Source organism: Streptomyces sp. 2114.4, assembly GCF_900187385.1.
Taxonomy (GTDB): Bacteria; Actinomycetota; Actinomycetes; order Streptomycetales; family Streptomycetaceae; genus Streptomyces; species Streptomyces mooreae.
Genome location: NZ_FYEY01000001.1, coordinates 5,097,777 through 5,120,271, shown reverse-complemented (window position 1 = coordinate 5,120,271; position 22,495 = coordinate 5,097,777). Strand labels below are relative to the sequence as shown.

Here is a 22,495-nt window from a genome sequence, read left to right as displayed (position 1 = left end):
CGGGCTCGCGTCGGTCAGGAATTCTGGCCGGCGCGAGCTGCCTACCCACGGAGTTCAGCCATGCCTATGCACCGCGTCGGCGAGAGCGGTCGGGTCATCGAGTTCGCGCCGAGAATCGACGAACTGTTAAGCCGTTATCGTGGTGCGTCGCTTTTTCGTCTGGAGCCCGACACGATCGGGGTATCCGGCGCCGAGCTGATGGACCGCTTACTCCGCAGCAGGCCGGCCAACGCGGAGGAGAGGCCCACCTTCAAACCCGTCCAGGGGCGGCTCGTTACCCGTACGGATGCGTCCACCTTTATGCAAGCCGTGGGCTCGGACGTGCGGAACGCGCTGCAGCGTCCCCTCGATGAGGCGGTCGACCTGACCGGCCGGTGGCCGCATGTGGCGCATGTTTACCTGCGGAATCTCGTTTTCGGGAACGAACGTCTGCGGTTCCGGGTTCTGGTCGACCGCAGGCTGGAGTTGACACCGAAACTGACCTGGTCGGCCGTCGCCTCCGGGGCCGCTTTGCTGGGCAGGCCCGGGCAGGACGTGCCGCTGTCGAAACTTGCCGCTCTCGTGCTCGATTCCACGACCTACAGTGACCGGCGCTATGCGATGTACCTGTATCGGCGGGTGGCAGCACCGGTGTGCTTCACCGTGTCCGCGCTGGTCACCAACGCCCTGTGGCTCGGAGCTCCGTTCAGCGATGACGTATCGAATCGGAACATCCTCCTTGAGGCACTCCGACTGCTTCCCCCCTCATGGAACATCTTGCGAATGGCTTCTCCGGAGTTCTCGGACGTGGACGCACGGATCGGCCCGAAAGACGATGTCCTGTTGCTTCCCCTGCTGAGCCACCGCGACCCCAAGCTCTGGGACGAGCCCGACGCGTTTCATCCCGACCGCTGGGAAGAGCTGGACGGAGACAACCACCCCGGATATCTCCCCTTCGGCCACGTAAGCGAACGATGCTGGGGCCGGCATATGGTCCTGCCCCTGGCCGAACGGCTCCTGGACATCGTGCGACGGGACGGCCTGGTGGTGAGTCCGGGCCAGACCAGGGGGAAGGTCGAACTCGACGGATTGCTCGAAGTGTCCGAAGTGCGGATGACTCGACCGATGGCTCGACCGTGACGGCCTGACCATTCGTCCCGCCTGAACGGAGTGGACGTGCGGGAGGGACTCGGGTGTTCCGCTGCACCCACCGCTCCCCGTCACCCCCGCAAATGCCCCGGCCCGAACGCGTCCGGAAGCAGCTCCGACAGCGGGCGGATGCCGGCCGCCGTGTCGACAAGAAGCCCCGGGCCGCCGTGTTCCCACAGGAGTTGGCGGCAGCGGCCGCAGGGGACGAGGAGGTCGCCCGCTCCGTCCACGCAGGTGAAGGCGGTCAGACGGGGTGCCGGTCCGTCGCTGGTGGCCCGGCCCGCGAACAGTTCTGAGACCAGGCCGCATTCGGCGCACAGGGCGAGGCCGTAGGAGGCGTTTTCGACGTTGCAGGCGGCGATCGTGCGGCCGTCGTCCACGAGGGCGGCGGCGCCGACGGGGTAGCCGGAATAAGGGGCGTAGGCCCGGGACATCGCGTCCCGGGCCTGCGCGCGCAGTGCGGTCCAGTCGACCGGCACCGGTGGTGTCATGTTCCCTGTCCTCGGCGGTAGGGCCTGCCGTTCGCCTTCGGGGGCCGCAACCGCTGGGCGGAGAGGGCGAGGACGAGCAGAGTGGCGATGTACGGGCTCGCCTCGACCAGTTCGAGCGGAACGGTGTCGGCCAGGAAGTACCAGCCTATGAGGACGACGGCGGCCACCGCCGACAATGCGGCCTGAGTGCGCTTGGCGGCGCGCAGCTTCAGCAGCGCGATCACCGCGAGCAGGGCCGCCAGGCCCAGCAGCAGGGCGTGGACGGTCGGGCCGCCGCTGCGCAGCTGCATGGCGTCCATGAAGCCGAACAGGCCCGCGCCCATCGCGACGCCGCCCGGCCGCCAGTTGCCGAAGATCATCGTGGCGAGGCCGATGTAGCCGCGGCCGCCGGTCTGGCCGTCCTGGTAGAAGTGCACCCCGATGGAGAGGAAGGCACCGCCGAGGCCGGCCAGGGCGCCGGAGACCAGGACCGCCGCGTACTTGTACGAGTAGACGTTGACGCCCAGGGACTCGGCCGAGATCGGTGCCTCGCCGCAGGAGCGCAGCCGCAGGCCGAAGGACGAGCGCCACAGCACGAAGAAGGTGCCGACGAACAGCGCGATCGTCAGCAGCGTCAGCCAGGAGACGTTGGTCACCGCGGCGCCGAGGATGCCGGCGAGGTCGGAGACCAGGAACCAGTGGTGCGCCTCCAGAGAGCTCAGCGCGTCCGACAGGCCGGGGACGGTGAAGCTCGGCATGTCGGGCATCGGCGGGGACTGCTTGTCGTTGCCGCCGGCGGCCATCGCCGCGCTGCCCTCCTGGCCGAACCACAGGGTGGCCAGGTACTGGGTGGCGCCGAGCGCCAGGATGTTGACCGCGACACCGGAGACGATGTGGTCGACGCCGAAGGTGACGGTGGCGACGGCGTGGATCAGGCCGCCGAGCGCACCGCCGACGATGCCGGCCAGCGCCGCCGCCCAGGGGCCGTGCTCCCAGCCGATCCAGCCGGCCGCGAACGAGCCGAGCATCATCATGCCTTCGAGGCCGATGTTGACCACGCCGGCCCGCTCGGACCACAGGCCGCCCAGACCCGCCAGGCCGATCGGCACGGCGGCGCTCAGCGCGGCGCCGAACTGGCCGGTGGAGGTGAGGTCAGCGGTGCCGGTGACGGCCCGCAGGACGGAGAGCGCGACCAGCGCGCCGGCGATGATCAGCAGGATCCAGGGGTAGGTCAGCTTGCGCCGCCCGCCCTTCTGGGGGACCGCGAGCTTCGTCGCGGTCTTGAGGTCCGTACTCACGCCGACACCTCCGGCTTGTCGCTCTTGTCAGACTTGTCGGCGTTGGTGGTGCGGGACAGGGCGGCCAGCTCCTCGCCGACCTTGCGCTGCTGCAGCCGCAGCCCGTAGCGGCGCACGACCTCGTAGGCGATGACCACGCAGAGCACGATGACGCCCTGGATGACGCCGACGATCTCCTGCGCGTAGCCCTCGAACTCCAGCCGGGAGCCGGTGCGGTCGAGGAACGCCCACAGCAGGGCGCCGAAGGCCATCCCGGCGGGGTGGTTGCGGCCGAGCAGGGCGATGGCGATACCGGTGAAGCCGATGCCGGCCGGGAAGTCCGTGCCGTACTGGAAGGACTCGCCGAGCAGGGTGGGCATGCCGACCAGGCCGGCCGCGGCACCCGACAGCAGCATGCTGCTGACGACCATGCGCTTGACGCTGACACCGCTGGCCTCGGCGGCCGGCTCGGAGGCGCCCACGGCGCGCAGGTCGAAGCCGAAGCGGGTGCGGTTGATGCCGAACCAGTACAGCGCGCCGGCCAGCACCGCGATCACCACGAAGCCGTAGACCGGCTTGGGGTGGGTCGGGAAGGAGAAGAAGTGGCTGGATTCCGGGAGGAACTTGGTGTGCAGGAGGTTGCCGTCCTTGATGGCGAGGCGGCCGTCCTGCAGGAAGTAGCCGATGACCGAGGCGGCGATGGCGTTCAGCATGATCGTGGTGATCACTTCGCTGACGCCGCGGGTGGTCTTCAGCAGACCCGCGATGCCCGACCAGATCGCGCCCACGAGCATCGCGATGACGATGAGCAGGATGATCTGGAGCGCGCCGGGCAGCGCGATGGCCCCGCCCACCGCGGCGGCCGCGAAGGCCGCCAGGCGGTACTGGCCGTCGACGCCGATGTTGAAGAGGTTCATGCGGAAGCCGATGGCGACCGCCAGCGCCGAAAGGTAGTACGGCACCGCCTTGTTGATGATCCAGACCTGGCTGTCGCTGTAGTGGCCGTAGTCGGCCATGATCCCGTAGGCCCGGAAGGGGTTCTCGCCGGAGGCGAGGAAGACCAGGGACGAGATCACTATCGCGGCGACGATGGCCAGGACGGGCGCGGCGATCGCGAGGATCACCTTGTCTCGGGTGGCGCTCCTGGCGATGGCGTCCACGGCGGGGTTCTTGGCGGGGCCCTTGGCGGGGCTGTTCGCGGACGTGCTCACTTCTGCTCACCGCCCTGTTCGCCGGCGCCGTTCGACGCATCGTCCTGGGACGCGCCGTCTTCCGGCGCGCCGTCTTCCGACGCGGTGAGGTGGCCGCTGGCGGCACCGGTCATGGCGGAGCCCAACTCCTCCGGGGTGATGACGGCGGGGTCCGCGTCCGCGACCAGCCGGCCCCGGTACATCACCCGCAGGGTGTCGGACAGCCCGATCAGCTCGTCCAGGTCGGCAGAGATCAGCAGCACCGCCAGGCCCTCGCGCCGCGCCTCGCGGATCTGTTCCCAGATCTGCGCCTGCGCGCCGACGTCGACGCCGCGGGTGGGGTGGGCAGCGATCAGCAGCTTGGGCCGGTGGCTCATCTCGCGGCCGACGATCAGCTTCTGCTGGTTGCCGCCGGAGAGCGAGGACGCGGTGACCTCGATGCCGGGGGTGCGCACGTCGTACTCGGCGACGATGCGCGCGGTGTCCTTGCGGGCACCGGCCAGGTCGAGCAGCCTGCCCTTGCTGTTGGGCCGCTCGGTGACATGGCCCAGGATGCGGTTCTCCCACAGCGGGGCTTCCAGCAGCAGGCCGTGGCGGTGGCGGTCCTCGGGGATGTAGCCGACGCCGCCCTCACGCCGGGCGCGGGTGGAGGCCCCGGACAGGTCGTTGCCGTCCAGGACGACGGTGCCGTGGTCGGGGGTGCGGGTGCCCATGACGGCCTCGACGAGCTCGGCCTGGCCGTTGCCCTCGACACCGGCGACGCCCAGCACCTCGCCCTTGTGGATGGTGAAGGAGATGCCGTCCAGAACGGTGCGGACCACGCCGTCGGAGTCGGTCGCGGAGAGGCGGAGATCGCGTACACGCAGCATCTCCTCGTCCGTGACGGTCGACTCGCGGGTCTCCGGGGACGGCAGTTCGCTGCCGACCATCAGCTCGGCGAGCTGCTTGGGCGTGGTCGCGGACGGCTCGACCGACGCCACGGTCGTGCCGCGGCGTATGACGGTGATGTCGTCGGCGACCGACAGCACCTCGCCCAGCTTGTGCGAGATGAAGATGACGGTCAGGCCCTCGGACTTGAGCTCGCGCAGGTTGTCGAAGAGCGCGTCGACCTCCTGCGGGACCAGGACGGCGGTCGGCTCGTCGAGGATGAGGGTGCGGGCGCCGCGGTAGAGGACCTTGAGGATCTCCACCCGCTGGCGGTCGGCGACACCCAGGTCCTCGACCAGCACGTCCGGCCGGATGTGGAGCCCGTAGGCCTCGGAGAGCTCCGCTATCTTCGCGCGGGCGCCGGCGCCTATGCCGTGCAGCTTCTCCGCGCCGAGGACGGTGTTCTCCAGGACGGTGAGGTTGTCGGCCAGCATGAAGTGCTGGTGGACCATGCCGATGCCGCGGGCGATGGCGTCGCCCGGCGTGTGCAGGGTGACCTGCTCGCCGTCCAGCTCGATGGTGCCCTCGTCCGGCTTCTGCATGCCGTAGAGGATCTTCATCAGGGTGGACTTGCCGGCCCCGTTCTCGCCGCAGAGGGCGTGGACGGTACCGCGGCGCACGGTGAGGTGGATGTCGTGGTTGGCCACGACGCCGGGGAACCTTTTGGTGATTCCGCGGAGTTCTACAGCGGGGGCGTCCGGGACGGCCCGGCCACTGCTCGTGGATGCTGCGTTGATGGCGCACTCCCCTCGGGGATGACGGTGCGGAAAGGACGAGGAACAAGAAAGCGGGACCGGAAGGTCACCGGGGGACGCGGGGACCGGCCCCCGGGCCGGCACTGCGGGCGCCCCGGGGTGGACCGTCGTCCCTGGCTGCGACGCCTGGCTACAGCGCCCGGCTACGGCGTCTGACTACGGCGTCTCCTTGACCTTCACCTTGCCCTCGATGATCTTCTTCCGGGCCGCGTCGATCTGCGGCTGGATGTCCTTGATGAAGCCGCCCGAGGTGGCGAGCGAAACGCCCTTGTGCTTGAGGTCGTAGGCGTGGATGCCGGTCAGCGGCTTGTGGTCCTCGTAGCTCTTGATCAGGTCGAAGACGGCCACATCGACGTTCTTCACGACCGAGGTCAGGATGTGGTTCTTGTACTTCGCCAGACCGGGCTGCTGGTACTGGTCGGAGTCCACACCGATCCCCCAGACGCCCTTGTGCCTGCTGATCTCCTCGATCGATCCGGCGCCCGACTGCCCGGCCGCCGTGTAGATCACGTCGATCCCGCTGTCGGTCATGCCCGCGGCCTTGGCCTTGGCGGCGGCCGGGTCGTTGAAGCCCTTGTCGTTGTTCGGGTACAGGTACTGCGAGACGACCTTGGCCTTCGGGTCGGTGTCGCGTACGCCCTGCTCGAAGCCGGCCTGGAACTTCTGGATCAGCGCGTTGTTCACGCCACCGATGAAGCCCACCTTGTGGGTCTTGCTCTTCAGCGCCGCGGCGACGCCGGCCAGGTAGGAGCCCTCGTGCTCGGCGAAGACCATGGCATCGACGTTTTTGCCCTGCGGCACGGCGTCCACGACACCGAAGGTGGTGTCGGGGAAGTCCTTGGCGACGTTCTGTACGGACTGGCTGTAGGCGAAGCCGACGCCGATGACCGGGTTGTAGCCGGCCTCGGCAAAGGACGAGAGCCGCTGCTCGCGGTCCGCCTCGGTCTCACCGTTCTTGGCGGTGAGCATCTTGGCCTTGACGCCCAGCTGCTTCTGGGCGTTCTCGACACCGCGGGCGGCCGCCTCGTTGAACGAGTGGTCGTCCCGGCCGCCGATGTCGAAGGCCAGTCCGACGCCCGCGTGCTTGGCGCGATTGGCCTCGGCGAAGCTCTGTCCGCACGCGGTGGCGGTGAACGCGAGACAGGTGGTGGCGGTAGCCGCGGCGGCAATCCTGATGACCCGACGCACGGGGCCTTCCCTTCGCTCTAAGCGCCCCCTTTGGCGCTGGCTTGTCGGAGATTAACGCGCGTAGACCTGGCGCAAAACCCTCCACTGCGTGGACGTTATCGATTCGAGGCGTAGGGCCCCTCGGCGAAACCGGGCGGCCGATATGCGAAGCCCGTCCCGGCTCGCGGCCGGAACGGGGTGATATGCGCGCTTTTCGGTCATTGACCGTTATATGAGTTCGATCTTGACTGTCGCGACAGACCAGGCGGCGCCGGCAGGCTTCGGCATGCCCTGCGGACGCCTCCCCGCCGCCTCGCCAGAGGACAATCCCGACGCCCACTCCAGCATCCTCGCTACGTGTTCCAATAGCAGCCCGAGGTGGGGATCGGGCTGGATCAGGAGGGTCGGCAGTCCGGCCGCGGTCCGCCGTGCGGCCCACTCATGATCGAGGTGAGTGAAGTCGTCGTCGATCCACGCGACGGAAGCCTCCTTCGCCCAGACCGCCACATGGTCCCGTTTCCACAGGTAGCCATGGGGGTGGCTGGTGGTGATCCGGGGGCGCGGCAGGTCGATGTACGGGAAGGCCGGGATCCCGAGCAGCGGGCCGATCATGGTGGCTGCGTCCTGGCGCCAGCTGGTGCACCACACCGGGGTGACCAGGCCGCAGCGGGCCACCTCCATGAGGAGGGGGCCATGGGCGGGGTCGAGCCAGATGGTGACCGGGTCGTCGGGGTTGCGGCCCGTCGGGACGACGTCGTGGCGGACATGGGTTGGCGGGGTGCCTCCATCCTTCGTGGGGAAGGGGATGAAGACGCCGTCGATGTCCAGTAAGAGGTAGGCAGTGCGCATTGGTTCCTCCGTGGAGGGCGACAGGAGCATGCGGTTCAGGTCCTGCGGGCGGTGATCAGCAGAGTGGTCGGCCGGCAGCCGGGACGGACAACGCCCAACTCGTGGCTGGTGGTGATCTCGAGGCCTGCGTGAGTCAGGTGTCGGGACCAGCGCTGGGAATCGAACTCCCAGCGGGCGATGGGGAGTCGGGTGAGATCGGGCAGAGTGACGAAGTCTTGACAGGGGCGGTCATCCGCCGAGGGGTGGCGGCCGGAGCGGCGCGGATGGGGAACGGAGAACGCCAGGGTGCCCCGGGGAGCCAGCTTCCTGACGATGGCGGGGAGCAGGAGCTCGGGGGCAACGAGACCGATGGCACCGAAGACCGAGTAGATCGCGTCATACGTCTCGTCGGTGGCTTGGAGATAGTGAAGGGCGTGGCCGGCGACGAACCTGGCACCGGCCAGTCGGCCGTAGTGGGAGCGTGCCCGGCGGATCTGCAGCCCTACGAGGTCGACGCCGGTGACTGTTGCACCGCGGTGGACCGCCACATGAGCGACGTTGTGACCAGGGCCACAGCCGAGTTCCAGTACGTGTCTGCCGCGCAGGTCAGGACCGAGCAGGTTGGCGTCGGGGCCTTGGCCCAGGCGAGTGCCCCACTCCATGCGGGCCGGCACGGCCAGGGCTTCGGCCAGTTCGGCCGAGGTGCGCTGGAGGGCGTGGAGGTGCCAGGGCGAGGCTTGGGCGAGCATCAGATGTCCAGGAGGTGGAGAACGTCGGCGAGGTGGCGGCGTACGACCTTGATGTAGCCGGGATCGGTGGCGGGATCGTTGATCCAGCGAATCGCCTGCTCCATGAACCACTCGACGGCCCACATGCGATGCCAGCCCAGTGCCCATGCCTCCGCGGTGAGGCCGCCTCGCGCGGCAAGTGCGTCCGGGGCTGCGCCTTCGACGACGCACTGCTCCATGAAAACGCGCAGGCGTACCGGGTCGGGGGTGTCGAGGGTGCCGTGCCAGCTGGCGAGGTCGAGCAGGCCTGGACCGGTGAAGGCACGGGCGAAGTCGAGCAACCGCCAGCCAGTGGCGCCGATGTGAAGGCTGGTGGGGTGGAACTCGGAGTGCACCCAGCCGAAGGGCTCCAGCATTGCCCCCTGAGCGCGGGCACCTGCGGCCCCGGCGACTTGCTCGAGAGCCTGCTCGATGTCGTCCGTGTCCTGCCAGCGGTCGGTCTTACGGAGTTGCGCGAGGTGGTCCAGCGCCCGGCGCGGCAAGGCCCCCAATGCCCCTTCATCGATCACGGGCAGCGCAGATGCCGTGTGTGCCCTGTGCAGCACGACCGCGGCGGCCGCTGCATCGAGATCGTCCGCCTCGCGTACCGGTGTACCGAGGTCTTCCAGAAGCATGCCGAGCCGCCCGTCGTGTACGGCGGAGGCACGGACTGTTGGTACTGGGATTCCGTGGGTGTGTGCGAGTCGAAGGACCTGGTCCTCACAGGCGAAGGGCTGGTTGGCGTACTTGAAGATGGCCGTGGTGCCATCGGGGAACGTCACCCGCTCGACGCCGGACATGGACCACACCCGTACTTCTTCTCGCACGGGCATCTGTTGGCCGACGAGCAGGCGCAGGTCGGTGAGGAGTGCGGCGGTGGGGGTCTCTTTCACGGGGATCTCCGGTGGGGATCGCGGTATCCGGGGCGGGCCGAGTCGAGCCGGACCGCCCCGAAGCCGTACAGGTTGGTGCGGGGCGTGCGGGGCTACGCGGCGTCGGTCATCCGGTGCGCGTAGACCTGGTCGATCCAGCCGGCCTTGAACCGAGCCAGATCGTTACGGAAGGCGGCCATCGACGCGCCGTAGGGCGCGACCACGCCGCCGGACTGGTCCGGCACGGACTGGCAGCCGTGGACAAGGCGTCCGCCGAGAGCGGCGTGCGCCTTGATGGCCTCGATGCGGCGGTGCTCGTTGAACCAGCCGCCGTGGTAGACCTCGTCGAGCATTCCGCCGGTCTCGTCATCCAGGTCGAAGACGACGGAGGTGGCAGCGGGGAAGAACCAGCAGGGCCCGACGTTGGAGATGTGCCCGTCCAGCTCCACCTTGTTCAGCGCCATCAGGGTCGCCGCCTCCCGCAGCATCCGCAGATGATCGGCAGTGATCTGCGGCAGGCCGAGACCGGTCAGATGCTCCTCGCGGAACAGATACGCATACACCTCGTACGCGATGCCCAGGACGCGGGCCGCATCCGTGGTGGGCTCGGCATGCGTCTTGATGAAGCCGAGTGCAAGCTGTTCAACCGCACTCTCCGTGGTTTCGTTCTCCTCCAGGAGCTGGGTGCGTACCAGCTCCCAGTCGGCCACTAGCCAGCTGTTGGACTCGAAGCGGAAGAAGTACTGGACGGGGTCGATGCTGATGCGCCGACCGTCGACCTGGATGCCGGGCAGGCGGCTCCAGCGCGGGTCGAACGCCTCGGGTAGCTCGACCGTGATGGCCGTGGTGTCGATCGTGGTCACCGGTTTCTCCGTCTCTCATTGGTGCACGCGGGCACAGGAATGCCCGAGCCCCGTGCGGGACGTAAGGATCTGAGGCCACCCGGACCAAGAGGGAGCCTGGTTCACGGTGGGATGCCGTTCCCGGGTGGTTGCTGGTAAGTGAACCGCCGGCTACGCACAGTGGGTACGGTAAGGAGCACGCCGAGCGGTATACGCGGTTTACAGCTCGTGATCGGGGGAGGTCGTGACAGCGCCCAGAGGACCCAACTCGCGGCTACGCGACACGATCGCTGCAGCCAGATGCACGTACGAGGCACTAGCCAAAGACTTACGCCGTGTCGCGGCGGAGAACGGCGAACTGCTACAGACCAACAAGTCGGCCATCTCCCACTGGGTCAACGGCACCCGCCAGCCCACCGGCCAGAGCGCCACATACTTGGCCGAGGCGCTGTCCCGCCGTTCGGGGCGCACCATCACGCCGTCCGACATCGGCCTCCAACGTCCCGAAGGCTCCGAGACAACGAGCATCGATCCCGTGGTCATAGCCACCGAATTGGGTCGAGCAGATGTGGAACGCCGCCGATTCCTCGCTGTCGCCGCCTTCAGCAGCGCCGGTGTCGCCATGCCTCTTGGCCACGACCACGAGGCCACCGCCCGCATGCTCCGCGCCCGTACCGGTCGCACCACCGTCGGTGCCGAGGATGTTGATGTCGTACGCCAGATCACCGCCTCGTTCAGCGCGGCCGATGAGCGCCTTGGCGGCGGTCACGGCCTGACCACCGTCACCGCCTACCTCGCGGACACCGCCGCCCCCATGCTGCGGGCACGCTTCTCGTCCGAGCCTCTGCGACGGGCTGCCTTCGGCGCGGTCGCCGAACTCGCCTACCTCGCCGGTTGGAAGCATCACGACCTCGGCCACGAAGGCGCCGCCCAGCGCTACTACCAAGTCGGCTACCAATTGGCCTGTGAAGCAGACCCGCGCGGCCACGCCGCTTGGATGATGCGCGCCCTCGCCCATCAGGCCCTCAGCCTCAAGCAGCCTCACCACTGCGTCGATCTCGTCGAGAACGCCTTGTCCCGGGGGCTCGGCTACGTGGACGGGCGAACCGAAGCGCTGCTTCATATCACCCACGCCCGTGCGTACGCCGCCACCGGCGAGAACTCCCAGGCCGCCCGTGCCCTCCTCGCTGCCGAGGACGCGCTGATCCGCGAAGACGGTCCCCAGTCCAGCTTCTCCCTGGTGAGCGGGCCCGCCGCCGGCACCGTGGCCAGCCACACCGCCCGCACTCTGACCGACCTCGCCGACCACATCGGCACCGAGCAGCAGCATCGCGATGCCCTCACCCGCTGGGACCCCGTGAAGTACAAGCGCGTCCACGCTCTCACCCACGCCGACCTCGGCGACAGCCTCGCCGCCCAAGCCCGTGCCGACGAAGCCATCGCCGCTTGGACTCAGGCAGTGACTCTTATGGCAGGCATGACCTCGGACCGCACCCGCAAGGCGATCTCCTCCATCAGACCCACGCTCGTGGTCTATCAGCGGCGCAAAGTTCCCGGTGCCACCGAACTCGCCCGCCGCGTAAGCGAGGCACTGATCTAGCATGCCGATCAACCTGGCCGACGAAGGGACCCTCGTGGTTCAGCCCAAGACCGACCCCAGCCCCCGAGCACTCAAGCCCGCACTCGAATCCATGACGCTCCTGGTCGCGGCCGTCATCGTCCACGACAAGGAGACCGATCGGGTCGTCCTCCTGCAGCGCAGCGAGCAGGCCAAGTTCGCCCGGGGGATGTGGGACCTCCCCGTCGGCAAGAGTGAGCCCGGCGAGCCGATCACGGATACGGCCGTGCGCGAGCTGCACGAAGAGACGGGCCTTGTCGTGAAGCCCGAGGCTCTTCGCGTCGCTCACGTCATCCACGGAGCCTGGGGCGTCGAGGCGCCCAACGGCTTCCTCACCATCGTGTTTGTCGCCGACGAGTGGAGCGGCGAGCCCGAAAACCGCGAGCCCAAGAAGCACGCCCGGGTGGAATGGGTCAGTACTGACACCATCCCCGAGGCTTTTGTCGGCACCACCGCCAGCGCCCTGCACCGCTACCTCGCCGGCGGGCCGGAGGTCTCGTTGGACGGCTGGTCGCAGCAGTCCTGACTGCTCGCGAGGAGGGCGGTCGGTGCCCAACAGCATTGCGGGCGGGACCGGCTGGTGCGCCCTTCCGCAGCGGGAGCACGCCGGCGCCACGCCCCCCGGTCAGTCCGCCAGATCCCCGTCAAGAAGCGCACAGGCCGTGAAGAGCTCCACGCCCACCTTGATCGCTTGTTCGTCGACGTCGAAGTCGCCGCGGTGCAGGTCGCGGCGGGTGGTGTCGGCGGGTGGGTGGACGCCGAGGCGGGCCATGGCGCCGGGGACGTGTTCGAGGTACCAGGAGAAGTCCTCGCCGCCGAGGGACTGCTCGGTGTCCTCGATGGCGCCCTCGCCGCGGCGGGCGGCCATCGCGGAGTGCAGGAGTTGGACGGTGACCGGCTCATTGACCACCGGCGGGACCCCGCGGACGTAGGTGATCTGGGACTTTGCGCCGTGCAGGGTGGCGACCTCGTCGATCGCGGCATGGACCAGGTCCGGAGCCTGCCGCCAGGCTTCGAGGTCGAGGCAGCGGACGGTGCCGGAGAGCTCGGCGTGCTGCGGGATCACATTGCAGGCGTGGCCGGAGGCCAGACGGCCCCAGGTGACCGCGAGTCCGGCGCGGGCGTCGACCCGGCGGGACAGCAGCGCCGGGACGTCGAGCGCGACCCGGGAGGCGGCGGTGACCAGGTCGGTGGTCAGGTGCGGGCGGGCGGTGTGGCCGCCGGGGCCGTCGAGTCCGACCTCCAGGCGGTCGCACGCGGAGGTGATCGGGCCCACCCGCAGCCCGATCCGGCCGGCGTCGACGCGCGGGTCGCAGTGGACGGCGAGGATCCGGCCGACGCCCTCCAGCGCGCCGGACTCGATCGCGTCGGGGGCGCCGCCGGGCAGCACCTCCTCGGCGGGCTGGAAGATCAGGCGGACCGGGCGCGGCAGGGCGCCGGTGCGGGCCAGCTCGGCGAGGACCAGGCCGGCGCCGAGGACGACGGTGGTGTGGACGTCGTGGCCGCAGGCGTGGGCGCGGCCGGGGACCGTCGAGGCGTAGTCGACGGTCTTGGTGTCCGGGATGGGCAGGGCGTCGATGTCCGCGCGCAGGGCCAGCAGGGGGCGGGCGGGGTCGGCGGCGAGCGCGCGTCCGTCGGCCGTCGCGGCCGGTGTGCCGATGTCACAGATCAGGCCGGTGCCGGTGGCCAGAACCCGGGGCCGCAGACCGGCCCGCTGCAGCCGTTCCTCGATCGCGGCGGTGGTCCGGAACTCCTGGTTGCCGAGCTCGGGGTGCATGTGCAAGTCGCGCCGGAACGAGCTGAGTTCGGCGCGCAGCGCGTCGGGGAGCGCGCCGGGGAGCTGGTCCCCGGCGGGAGTACGGGCGGTGCCGGCATCGCGGGAGATCGAGTGGTTCACCCGTGGAAGGTTACGGCCCCGGATGGGGCAACTGTCCCTCGATCAACAAAAGTTCAGCCCGTTAGGGGAAGAAAATCTAGGCCGCTCGGCGCATGGACGGTTTATGCGAAGGGTATGCAGTAGGGCTTCCTGCGCGGCGGCGCCGGCCCTCAGCCGGCCGCCACCCGCTGGGTGAACGGCAGTCGCTGCACGTCGCGGGCGGTGCCGGTGACCCCGTCGAGAAAGCCCTGGGCGCGCGGTGAGGCGTGGGCCGTCAGCCACTCCGGGTCGATGTCGCAGACCGCGACCTTGACCTCGGTGCCCAGGAGGGCGAGCGGCAGGGTGTGCACGACGGTGGAGGGGAAGCTGACGATGAGCCGTCCGATGGGGCCGCGCCGGGCGATCAGTTCCAGCGGCAGGTCGGGGCGGACGATCTCCAGCCCCGTTTCCGCCACCAGTCTGCGCAGCTTGTCGGCGCTCTCCTTGCGGTGGGCGAAGTAGCGGGTGGCGCCGTGCGTACGGGCCAGGGCGGCGACGGCGGCCAGGTAGCGGCCGTCGTCCACGACCCCGGTCTCCACCAGCGAGGTGCCGACGATGTCGGCGGCGCGGGTGAGCCGGGGCGGGCCGAAGCGGTCGCGGGTCCAGGCGAACTCGTTGGTGGTGACCTCGACGCCCGGCGGTGCCTCGACGGGCATCGAGCTGAACAGGCCGACGGTGCGCCGGCCGCCCTCGGGCGCCGGGGTGAGCCGGCGCCGCGCGGTGGCCGAGAACGGCGCGAAGGCCAGGTCCCGCGCCCCCCGTCCGCTGCCGTTGCGGTGCCAGCGCACCAGCCTTTCGCCGCGGGCGAGTTGGGAGATGAACTCCATGGTGGCGGTGCCGTCGTCGACCACGACCAGATCGCGTGCCCGGGTGAGGGTGAGCAGCAGTTGGACGTAGCGGGAGAACGGGTCGCCGATGACGATGCGGCGGGCGCGGCGCAGCAGCGGGGTGAGCCCGCCGATGGTGCGCATCGGCGCGGTCGGGCCACCGCGGGCCTCTTCCCAGCGCACCGTATGGCCTTCGTCGCGGGCGAGTTCGGCCATCCGGCGCAGCTGTCCGCGGGTCATCGGGTCCTGCGGGGAGAGCACGACGACGGTGAGCGCGGTGGCCTGTGCCGTGTACGCCCATTCCAGGACGTTCAGCAGCTGCACCGGGCTCTCGACGAAGGCGAGGGTGCCGGCGTCCCGGGCGGCGGCGTCCGGTCCCGCGCCGGTGCGTGCGGGCCGCGGGCGCTGCCGTGGCACCCCCAGGAGACGACGGGCGGGAGAACCCGTCGTCTCCTGGGGCGGGACCCCGGCGCCGGGTGTGACGGACCCGGCGCGGGCCCCTTCAGGTGAGCTCACCATCGCTCCCGTCGGTTCGCCCGGTGGCCGTCAGACCGCCGCCGGCTCGGCGCCGGCCTCGGCCTCGGCCACCACGCCGGCGACCCGGCGCAGCTTCTTCATCGGGCCGAGCTCGCTCTCGTAGACCTTCTTGACGCCGTCGCCCAGGGACTCCTCGATGGTGCGGATGTCACGGACCAGGCGGGACAGGCCGCCGGGCTCGACGGAGGCGGCCTGGTCGGAGCCCCACATCGCACGGTCGAGGGTGATGTGGCGCTCGACGAAGGTGGCGCCGAGGGCGACCGCGGCGAGGGTGGTCTGCAGACCGGTCTCGTGGCCGCTGTAGCCGATCGGGACGTTGGGGTACTCGTCCTGCAGGGTGTTGATCATGCGCAGGTTGAGCTCTTCGGCCTTGGCCGGGTAGGTGCTGGTGGCGTGGCAGAGGAGGATGTTCTCGCTGCCCAGGACCTCGACGGCGTGCCGGATCTGCTTGGGGGTGGACATGCCCGTCGAGAGGATGACGGTGCGGCCGGTGGCGCGCATGGCGCGCAGCAGGTCGTCGTCGGTGAGCGAGGCGGAGGCGACCTTGTAGCAGGGCACGTCGAACTTCTCCAGGAAGGCGACGGACTCGACGTCCCACGGGGAGGCGAACCAGGCGATGCCGCGCTTCTTGCAGTACTCGTCGATGGCGCGGTAGCCGTCCTCGTCGAACTCCACGCGGTGGCGGTAGTCGATGTAGGTCATCCGGCCCCAGGGGGTGTCGCGCTCGATGTCCCACTGGTCGCGCGGGGTGCAGATCTCCGGGGTCCGCTTCTGGAACTTGACGGCGTCACAGCCGGCGTCGGCGGCGGCGTCGATCAGCGCGAAGGCGTTCTCCAGGTCGCCGTTGTGGTTGATGCCGATCTCACCGGTGACGTAGACGGGGCGGCCGGGGCCGGCCTCGCGGGAGCCGAGGGTGCGGAGGCGGGAGTTGCTGGTCATGGGGAGATTCCTTCGTGTTGATCAGGGGGTGTGCGGGTGGAACGGGGTGAGCGGGTTGATCAGGGGTGTGCAGGGGGTCTTGGTGGGTTACAGGGACGGGCCCAGCAGCCAGGCGGCGATCTCGCGGATCGCGCCGCTGCCTCCGGGCGTCGCGGTGAGCGCGCGGGCCGCGCCGCGCACCACGTCGTGCGCCCCGGCGACCGCCACGGGCCAGCCGACGAGGTCGAAGCACGGCAGGTCGTTGACGTCGTTGCCGACGTAGAGCACGCGCGCGGGGTCGACGCCCGCCTCCTCGCACCACTGCTTGAGGGCGAGGTCCTTGCGGTCGATGCCGTGCAGGACGGGCACCTGCAGCTTGCGGGCCCGTGCGGCGACGACCGGGTTGGTCTCGGTGGACAGGATCAGCAGCTTCAGCTCCGCCCTGCGCAGGGCGGCGATGCCGAGGCCGTCGCCGCGGTGCACCGCGACGATCTCCCGTCCGTCGGCGTCGATCAGCACCCGGTCGTCGGTCTGGGTGCCGTCGAAGTCGAGGACGACGGCGTCGATGTCGTCGCGGGTCGGCAGGGCGCCGGGGCGCTCGGCGTCCAGCAGCGGCGCCAGCGCACGGGCGCGGGCCAGGTCGTGCGGGTCGTCGACCTCCAGCACCCGGGCGGGGTCGGTGCGCACCAGCTCGGTGCGGCCGAAGAAGCGGTGACCGCCGGCGCGGAAGCCGGCCGCTTCCATGGCGTAGGCGGCGCCGGTCTCCAGCAGGTCCTGGGGGCGGTCCTGGCGGCGCGGCCGGAAGGACTTGTCGTGGTTGACGCCGTGGCCGCCGTCGGCGGCCGTCGCGCCGCCCACCGCGGGTTCGGCGTCGCGCCAGACGAAGCCGTGGAACGGGGCCACGGTCAGCGCGCTGTCGGCGCCGCCCTCGACGACCGCCGCGGCGACGCCGTCGATGTCCTCGCGGGCGAGGAACGGGCTGGTGCACTGGACCAGCAGCACCGCGTCGACCCGGGCGCCGTGCTCGGCCTCGTAGGCGTCCATGGCGTGCAGGACGGCGGCCTCGCTGGTGGCGGTGTCGCCCGCGATGTCGCCGGGGCGCCGTACGACGACCGCTCCGGCGCCGCGGGCCGCGGCCGCTATCCCGGCGTCGTCGGTGGAGACCACGACATCGGTGACCAGGCGGGCGGCGCGGCACTCGCGGACCGCGCGGGCCACCAGGGGCACTCCCCCGACGGCGGCGAGGTTCTTGGCGGGCACGCCCTTGGAACCGCCGCGGGCGGGGATGACGGCCACCACGGTCGGCGGGCTGCTCTGCGGGTTCGGCGGCATGGCGGGCTCCTTCGGGGGGCCGTGCGGGCTCCGGGGGCGGGCGGGCGGCGGGAGGGTCACAGCTGTCCCCAGCGGCGGATGGCGGGGGCGACGCGCTGGACGCCGTGGCGGTAGGCGCCGCGGGCGGCCTCGCGGACCGTCTCGCGGGCGACCCGGCGCAGTCCGCCGGTCTCCTCGGGGGCGTCCGCGTAGCCGGCGATCGGCTCGCCGTGCGCGTCCAGGCCGTGCCGGGCGAGGATGCCGGGGAGGTAGCCGGGGGCGGTGCGGGGTGTGTAGTACGGGGCGATCGGCGGCAGCCGGTCGGCGGTGCGCAGCGCGGTGACCCGGGCGCGGGCGGCGTCGAAGGCCCGCTCGTAGTCCCCTTCGGCGGCGACGCCCTGCCGGGCGAGCCAGTCGGCGTCGGGCTCCGGGCGGTGTCCGGCGTCCAGCTCGTCCCAGGAGGCGAGGCAGCCGGAGCCGAGGAAGTGGTGGTTGCCCAGGACCTCGCGGATGCCGAGGTCGGTGAGGACAGCGGTGGGGATGCCGCGGTGCAGCGACTCCAGGGCGGCGGTCGAGCTGACCGTCACCATCAGGTCGGTGCGGTCCAGGACCTCGCCCATGTTGCCGTACACCAGGCGGCAGTTGGCGGGCAGCGGGCCGGGGGCCTTGGCGGCGAGCTTCTGGTAGGGCAGTTCCTCGATGTGGGTGGTGTGCTCGCCCGGCTTGCTGCGGAGCTTGATCAGCACCTCGCGGTCCGGGTGCTTGCGGGCGTGCTCCACGGCCCGGCGCAGCAGGTACGTCCGGTCCGCGCGGCTCTCCGGGACGGAGGGCTGGGCGGCGAACACCACGGTGTACGGGTGCGGTGTGCCGGTGGCGCCCTCGCCGCGGTAGCGGTCGCCGCCGAGGAACGGCAGGGCGCATTCGACGACGCTGCCGTCGTCGGCGCCCACGCCTCGGTAGACCTCGCGGAACCGGTCGGCGTCGTGCCGGGAGTTGGCGAGGACGACATCCGCGCCGTGCCGCAGCAGCAGCCCGTCGGCCAGCTTCTCGTAGACCACACCGACGTAGCCGGTGACGACGACGGGGCGGGTCTGCGCTCCTCGCCAGGCGCGGGCGAGGCCGTGCAGCATCGCCTGCACCGCGCCGCCGACACAGGCCAGCACGACGACGTCGTAGCGCGTACGGTCGACGGACCGGACGAAGTCGACGCCCCGGATTTCGCACAGCGCGTCCGCACGGGCGCCGACCTCGTGGAGCTGTCGGACCGTGGGAGTGGCGCGGCCGCGGAGAAGGTAGCCGTCGAGCCGGATGTCCGATTGGATTCGGTACGCTGTCAAAGCGCCCCATTTCCATCGGGTGTCCGAGTCGGCGAGTACGGCGACCCGCGGCGAAGAGTGGGTACGTGATGGCACGTCGAAGACGCTAGGAAGCCATTCCGTTTGGCGGGCCAACTGGGTCGCAACAAAGGGTTAACAGCGGGTCGACGAATGGCTAACCAGTCCGATTGCCGACCTGGTTAACCATCCCGCCATTCTTCGTTCACCTTGAGGTCCGCACCCGGTAAAGACGAATGCCGCCCGCGCACCTAACGTCACCCGGGTGGTTAAGCTCTCCGTCATCGTGCCGTTCTACAACGTGCAGACATACGCGCCCGACACCCTGAAAAGCCTGGCGGCCAACGCCCGCGAAGATTTTGAATTCCTGCTCGTCGACGACTGTTCGCGCGACGAGACCCCGGAGATTCTCGCGCGCGCCGGGCGCGAGCTGCCGGGCGCCAGAGTGCTGCGGCACGAACGCAACGGCGGCCTGGCCACCGCCCGGAACACCGGCCTGGACGCGGCCCGCGGCGAGTACCTCACCTTCCTGGACGGTGACGACTGGCTCGCGCCCGGCTACTACCCTCAACTCCTCGGCGCCATGGAGGAGTTGGGATGTGACTTCGTCCGTACCGACCATGTCCAGTGCACCGCGCGGGCACGCAGCGTCCACCGCGTCCCGCACGGCCGGCGCGGGGTGGTGATGGACCCGCGCGAGGTGATCCTGCCCGCCGACCGCTCCACCTCCGTCGACTACGCCTTCGCCTGGGCCGGGATGTACCACCGCCGGCTGCTGGACGAGGGGGTACTGCATTTCCGGGACGGGCTGCGCACCGCGGAGGACCGCCCGTGGATCTGGCGGCTGCACCGTGAGGCGAAGTCCATGGCGGTGCTCGGGATGCTGGGTGTTTTCTACCGGCGCGGAGTGGCGTCCTCACTGACGCAGATCGGAGATGTGCGGCAATTGGACTTCATTCGCGCCTTCGATCAGGTGATCGAGGAAACGGCGCAGGACCGCGATGCGGATCTTCTGCTGCCGAAGGCGGTGCGCACCTATTGCGCGATCATTTCCCACCACCTGGGTTCGATCGAACGTTTCGAACCGCAGGTGGCCCGTAAATTGCGAGCGATGAGCGCCGCGGCCCTGAAACGCATGCCGCAGGACGTACTGAAGGAAGCCCTGGATTCGATGGATGTGCAGCGTGCGTCCCGGCTGCGGCGGCTGCGCCGTCGCCCCTCCCCCACGGCGGAGGTGGCCGCCTGATGTCCACCCGACCGCGTACCCAGATCTTCCTGGCCTCCACGCTCTACGGTGCGGCGACGCTCGCCGCCGCGCTGGACGCCGACTGCTTTGCACCGGCCGACCGCCGTCTGCTGCTGCTCAGCAACAACGCCACGACCCCGGAGACCAGCGCGTCGCTGGACACCATGCCCGGCTTCGAGCGGCTGCGCGGCCGCTTCGGCCGGGTGCTGTCGTGGAACGAGACGATCAGCCCGTTCCACCCCGGCGGCTGGTCGCCGCGCGCGGACGACGTCCCGCTGTGGGAGCGGCATCTGCGGCTGCTCTGGGGCCTGGGCGACGACCACATCGAGCTGGTCGTGGAGTCCATCCAGGTCAACCCGGCACTGGCCCTCGCCCAGCTGTTCCCGGACGCGCCGATCGATGTCTACGCCGACGGCCTGATGAGCTACGGGCCCACCCGCAACAAGCTCGACCCGCTGATCGGCACCCGGATCAACCGGCTGCTGCACCTGGACCTGGTGCCGGGCCTGATGCCGCTGCTGCTCACCGAGTTCGACGTCACGGCGCAGACCGTGCCGACCGACGCCTTCACCAAGGTGCTGGCCGAACTCAGTGACGCCAGTGGCGAGGTGGCGGTCCCGGAGGGCGGCGCGCTGCTGCTCGGCCAGTACCTCTCCGCACTGGGCATCCTCACCCCCGAGGAGGAAGAGGAGCTGCATGTGCGGATGGTGCGCGGCGCCGCCGAGCGCGGCCACCGCGAGATCGTCTTCAAACCGCACCCGTCCGCGCCGGCCCGCTGGTCGCGGCTGCTGGAGCGGGAGGCCGAGAAGCTGGACATCGCGCTGACCGTGCTGGACACCCCGGTGCTGGCCGAAGTGCTCTACCAGCGGATGCGGCCCGCGCTGGTCGTCGGCTGCTTCTCCACCGCGCTGCTGACGGCGGCCACGTTCTTCGGCCTGCCGACCGCCCGCACCGGTACCGGCCTGCTGCTGGAACGCCTCACCCCGTACCAGAACAGCAACCGCGTCCCGGTCACGATCGTGGACGCGCTGGTGCCCGACCTGGGCGACCGCAGCGAGCGCCCGCGCGCCTTCACCACCCCCGAAAGCATCGAGGGCCTGGTCACCGCGGTCGGCTATGCGATGCAGCACCAGATCTATCCGCAGCTGCGGCCGGCCGCCGAGCGCTACCTCGCGGCGCACCTCGACCAGGTCACCTGGCGCTACTTCAAGCGTCGCCGGCTGACCGCGCTGGCGCTGCCCGGCGCGATCCCCTCCCAGCTCTCGTTCCTGCCGCGCAATCCCACCGTCCGCAAGGTCGCGCGCCGGGCGCGTGCGGTGCAGCGGCGGCTGAAGAAGCGGACCGCTTTCGGATGACCACGCCCCCGCTGACGACCGGCGCGCCGCCCCCCGGCGCGCCGGATCTCGTCACCACCGCCCCGCAGGCCCCCATACGGGGGCGCAGCGCGGAGGTTCCCCCGGCCCGTGCGGCCGGGGGCGGACCGTCGCGACTGCGCGCCCTGGACGGGCTGCGGCTGCTCGCCGCGCTGATGGTCGCCGCGTACCACTTCGGGGGCCGCAACGGCGAGATATCGCAGGCCTGGGGCGGTTCACCCGCCCATCAATTCCCCACTGCCGCGCCCCTGTTCGCCTACGGCTGCCTGGGCGTGCAGATCTTCTTCGTGATCAGCGGCTTCGTCATCTGCCTCAGCGGCTGGGGGCGGACACTGCGCGCGTTCACCGCCTCCCGCGTCTCCCGCCTCTACCCGGCGTACTGGGCCGCGATCTTGCTGGTCACCGCGGTCTTCGCGCTCCCCTGGGTCGCCTACAAGGCACTGCCGCCCAGCGAGGTGCTGACCAACCTGACCATGCTGCAGCAGCCGTTGGGCGTGGACCGGGTGCTCGGGGTGTGCTGGACCCTCTGGGCGGAGATGCGCTTCTACGCCCTCTTCGCGCTCTGCGTCGTCCTGCCCGGTGCCACCCGCGGCCGGGTCGTGCTCTTCTGCGCGGGCTGGACCCTGGCGGCCGCGCTCGCGCAGGCCGCGCACCAGCCCTTCCTCGACACCGTGCTGATGCCCGAGTACGCCCCGTTCTTCATCGGCGGGGTGGGCCTGTACCTGCTGCACCGCTATGGCGCCCGCGATCCGATCGCCTGGGCGATCGTGCTGGTCAGCTGGCTGATCGGCCAGCATTACGCGGTCGCCGGACTGTGGCACGCCCCGTCGGCCGACGCGTTCTCCTACCGCTCGACGGCCGGCATCATCGCCGTCGTCACCCTCGGCTTCGCCCTGGTCGCGGCGGTCGCGCTGGGCAAGCTGCGGTGGGCGAACTGGCGCTGGCTGACCGTGGCCGGTGCGCTGACCTACCCGTTCTACCTCGTGCACGAGCATCTGGGCTGGGTCGTGGTGCGGGCGCTGCACCACGGCATCGGGCTGCCCTCGTACGCGACGCTGCTGCTGACCGTCGCACTGATGCTGCTGCTCGCATGGGTGCTGCACCGCTTCGTCGAGCGTCCGCTGACGCCTCTTCTGAGGCGGTCGATCGACCCGCGGCGCTGAGTCCGGGCGGCCGGCCTCCGCGGCGCCGCG

20 protein-coding genes are annotated in these 22,495 nt (G+C 70.4%); 6 read left to right on the top strand and 14 right to left on the bottom strand.

Translation table 11 applies throughout. The features are described from left to right. Positions 1-60 precede the first annotated feature (60 nt). Complete coding sequence (locus CFW40_RS22635) at positions 61-1,119, top strand: cytochrome P450 (RefSeq protein ID WP_088799602.1); 1,059 nt, start codon at positions 61-63, stop codon at positions 1,117-1,119. A gap of 80 nt (positions 1,120-1,199) precedes the next feature. Here the strand turns inward: CFW40_RS22635 and CFW40_RS22630 are convergent, their stop codons facing one another. The 9 genes from CFW40_RS22630 to CFW40_RS22590 form a co-directional block, all read right to left on the bottom strand. Beyond that, positions 1,200-1,619, bottom strand: a complete 420-nt coding sequence (locus tag CFW40_RS22630; RefSeq protein ID WP_088799601.1) for a cytidine deaminase — start codon at positions 1,617-1,619, stop codon at positions 1,200-1,202. Further along, entirely contained in the window at positions 1,616-2,896 is a 1,281-nt protein-coding gene (locus CFW40_RS22625; protein WP_088799600.1) for an ABC transporter permease, read from the bottom strand. Before CFW40_RS22625 ends, CFW40_RS22630 begins: the two co-directional genes overlap by 4 nt. Next, positions 2,893-4,035, bottom strand: coding sequence for an ABC transporter permease (locus CFW40_RS22620; RefSeq protein ID WP_088802301.1), 1,143 nt, complete (start codon positions 4,033-4,035; stop codon positions 2,893-2,895). Before CFW40_RS22620 ends, CFW40_RS22625 begins: the two co-directional genes overlap by 4 nt. 47 nt (positions 4,036-4,082) lie before the next feature. Beyond that, positions 4,083-5,729 carry an ABC transporter ATP-binding protein gene (locus tag CFW40_RS22615; RefSeq protein WP_088802300.1) on the bottom strand — a complete coding sequence of 549 codons (1,647 nt, stop codon included), beginning with the start codon at positions 5,727-5,729 and terminating at the stop codon, positions 4,083-4,085. A 174-nt stretch (positions 5,730-5,903) separates the two neighbouring features. Then, positions 5,904-6,935, bottom strand: a complete 1,032-nt coding sequence (locus tag CFW40_RS22610) for a BMP family protein (RefSeq protein WP_088799599.1) — start codon at positions 6,933-6,935, stop codon at positions 5,904-5,906. Positions 6,936-7,142: 207 nt separating this feature from the next. Next, positions 7,143-7,763 carry a hypothetical protein gene (locus CFW40_RS22605; protein WP_088802299.1) on the bottom strand — a complete coding sequence of 207 codons (621 nt, stop codon included), beginning with the start codon at positions 7,761-7,763 and terminating at the stop codon, positions 7,143-7,145. 35 nt (positions 7,764-7,798) lie between these two features. Then, positions 7,799-8,491 carry a bifunctional 2-polyprenyl-6-hydroxyphenol methylase/3-demethylubiquinol 3-O-methyltransferase UbiG gene (locus CFW40_RS22600; RefSeq protein ID WP_088799598.1) on the bottom strand — a complete coding sequence of 231 codons (693 nt, stop codon included), beginning with the start codon at positions 8,489-8,491 and terminating at the stop codon, positions 7,799-7,801. Further along, positions 8,491-9,342, bottom strand: coding sequence for an aminoglycoside phosphotransferase family protein (locus tag CFW40_RS22595; protein WP_371127321.1), 852 nt, complete (start codon positions 9,340-9,342; stop codon positions 8,491-8,493). Before CFW40_RS22595 ends, CFW40_RS22600 begins: the two co-directional genes overlap by 1 nt. Positions 9,343-9,494: 152 nt before the next feature. Further along, on the bottom strand, positions 9,495-10,244 hold the full coding sequence (locus CFW40_RS22590; protein ID WP_088799596.1) for a hypothetical protein: 750 nt from the start codon (positions 10,242-10,244) through the stop codon (positions 9,495-9,497). Between the two features lie 223 nt (positions 10,245-10,467). Here CFW40_RS22590 and CFW40_RS22585 point away from each other — a divergent pair, with 223 nt between their 5' ends. Together CFW40_RS22585 and CFW40_RS22580 are read left to right on the top strand one after the other, a co-directional pair. Next, positions 10,468-11,823 carry a transcriptional regulator gene (locus CFW40_RS22585; RefSeq protein WP_088799595.1) on the top strand — a complete coding sequence of 452 codons (1,356 nt, stop codon included), beginning with the start codon at positions 10,468-10,470 and terminating at the stop codon, positions 11,821-11,823. A 1-nt stretch (position 11,824) separates the two neighbouring features. Next, entirely contained in the window at positions 11,825-12,367 is a 543-nt protein-coding gene (locus CFW40_RS22580; RefSeq protein WP_088799594.1) for an NUDIX domain-containing protein, read from the top strand. A gap of 99 nt (positions 12,368-12,466) precedes the next feature. Here CFW40_RS22580 and CFW40_RS22575 read toward each other — a convergent pair whose 3' ends face one another. From CFW40_RS22575 to CFW40_RS22555, 5 genes are all read right to left on the bottom strand, one after another. Further along, on the bottom strand, positions 12,467-13,738 hold the full coding sequence (locus tag CFW40_RS22575; RefSeq protein ID WP_256331328.1) for an amidohydrolase: 1,272 nt from the start codon (positions 13,736-13,738) through the stop codon (positions 12,467-12,469). Between the two features lie 149 nt (positions 13,739-13,887). After that, the gene (locus CFW40_RS22570) at positions 13,888-15,000 is read right to left on the bottom strand and encodes a hypothetical protein (protein WP_256331329.1); all 1,113 of its coding nucleotides are present in this window, start codon (positions 14,998-15,000) and stop codon (positions 13,888-13,890) included. Positions 15,001-15,129: 129 nt separating this feature from the next. Beyond that, entirely contained in the window at positions 15,130-16,059 is a 930-nt protein-coding gene (locus CFW40_RS22565) for an N-acetylneuraminate synthase family protein (protein WP_088799593.1), read from the bottom strand. 87 nt (positions 16,060-16,146) lie between these two features. Next, a complete protein-coding gene (locus CFW40_RS22560; RefSeq protein WP_088799592.1) occupies positions 16,147-17,370 on the bottom strand; it encodes an acylneuraminate cytidylyltransferase in 1,224 nt (407 codons plus the stop codon). A gap of 56 nt (positions 17,371-17,426) precedes the next feature. Beyond that, positions 17,427-18,761: a DUF6716 putative glycosyltransferase gene (locus tag CFW40_RS22555; protein ID WP_088799591.1), complete on the bottom strand. Its 1,335-nt coding sequence runs from the start codon at positions 18,759-18,761 to the stop codon at positions 17,427-17,429. Positions 18,762-18,948: 187 nt separating this feature from the next. On the opposite strand from CFW40_RS22555, the gene CFW40_RS22550 reads away from it, so the two are divergent. Genes CFW40_RS22550 through CFW40_RS22540 form a run of 3 tightly spaced genes read left to right on the top strand, consistent with a single transcriptional unit; the run spans position 18,949 to position 22,465 of the window. Next, a complete protein-coding gene (locus CFW40_RS22550; RefSeq protein WP_088799590.1) occupies positions 18,949-19,929 on the top strand; it encodes a glycosyltransferase family 2 protein in 981 nt (326 codons plus the stop codon). Continuing rightward, positions 19,929-21,284 (top strand): polysialyltransferase family glycosyltransferase, encoded by a 1,356-nt coding sequence (locus CFW40_RS22545; protein ID WP_088799589.1) that lies wholly within the window; start codon positions 19,929-19,931, stop codon positions 21,282-21,284. The genes CFW40_RS22550 and CFW40_RS22545 overlap by 1 nt, the downstream gene beginning before the upstream one ends. Further along, complete coding sequence (locus CFW40_RS22540; RefSeq protein WP_088799588.1) at positions 21,281-22,465, top strand: acyltransferase; 1,185 nt, start codon at positions 21,281-21,283, stop codon at positions 22,463-22,465. The genes CFW40_RS22545 and CFW40_RS22540 overlap by 4 nt, the downstream gene beginning before the upstream one ends. Positions 22,466-22,495 lie beyond the last annotated feature (30 nt).

Bases quoted from the DNA above. Each gene is read 5' to 3' on its own strand.
- CFW40_RS22635 (WP_088799602.1), top strand. From the start codon at position 61: ATGCCTATGCACCGCGTCGGCGAGAGCGGTCGGGTCATCGAGTTCGCG.
- CFW40_RS22600 (WP_088799598.1), bottom strand. From the start codon at position 8,491: ATGCTCGCCCAAGCCTCGCCCTGGCACCTCCACGCCCTCCAGCGCACC.
- CFW40_RS22540 (WP_088799588.1), top strand. From the start codon at position 21,281: ATGACCACGCCCCCGCTGACGACCGGCGCGCCGCCCCCCGGCGCGCCG.
- CFW40_RS22595 (WP_371127321.1), bottom strand. From the start codon at position 9,342: ATGCCCGTGCGAGAAGAAGTACGGGTGTGGTCCATGTCCGGCGTCGAG.
- CFW40_RS22545 (WP_088799589.1), top strand. From the start codon at position 19,929: ATGTCCACCCGACCGCGTACCCAGATCTTCCTGGCCTCCACGCTCTAC.
- CFW40_RS22580 (WP_088799594.1), top strand. From the start codon at position 11,825: ATGCCGATCAACCTGGCCGACGAAGGGACCCTCGTGGTTCAGCCCAAG.
- CFW40_RS22560 (WP_088799592.1), bottom strand. From the start codon at position 17,370: ATGCCGCCGAACCCGCAGAGCAGCCCGCCGACCGTGGTGGCCGTCATC.
- CFW40_RS22630 (WP_088799601.1), bottom strand. From the start codon at position 1,619: ATGACACCACCGGTGCCGGTCGACTGGACCGCACTGCGCGCGCAGGCC.
- CFW40_RS22565 (WP_088799593.1), bottom strand. From the start codon at position 16,059: ATGACCAGCAACTCCCGCCTCCGCACCCTCGGCTCCCGCGAGGCCGGC.
- CFW40_RS22605 (WP_088802299.1), bottom strand. From the start codon at position 7,763: ATGCGCACTGCCTACCTCTTACTGGACATCGACGGCGTCTTCATCCCC.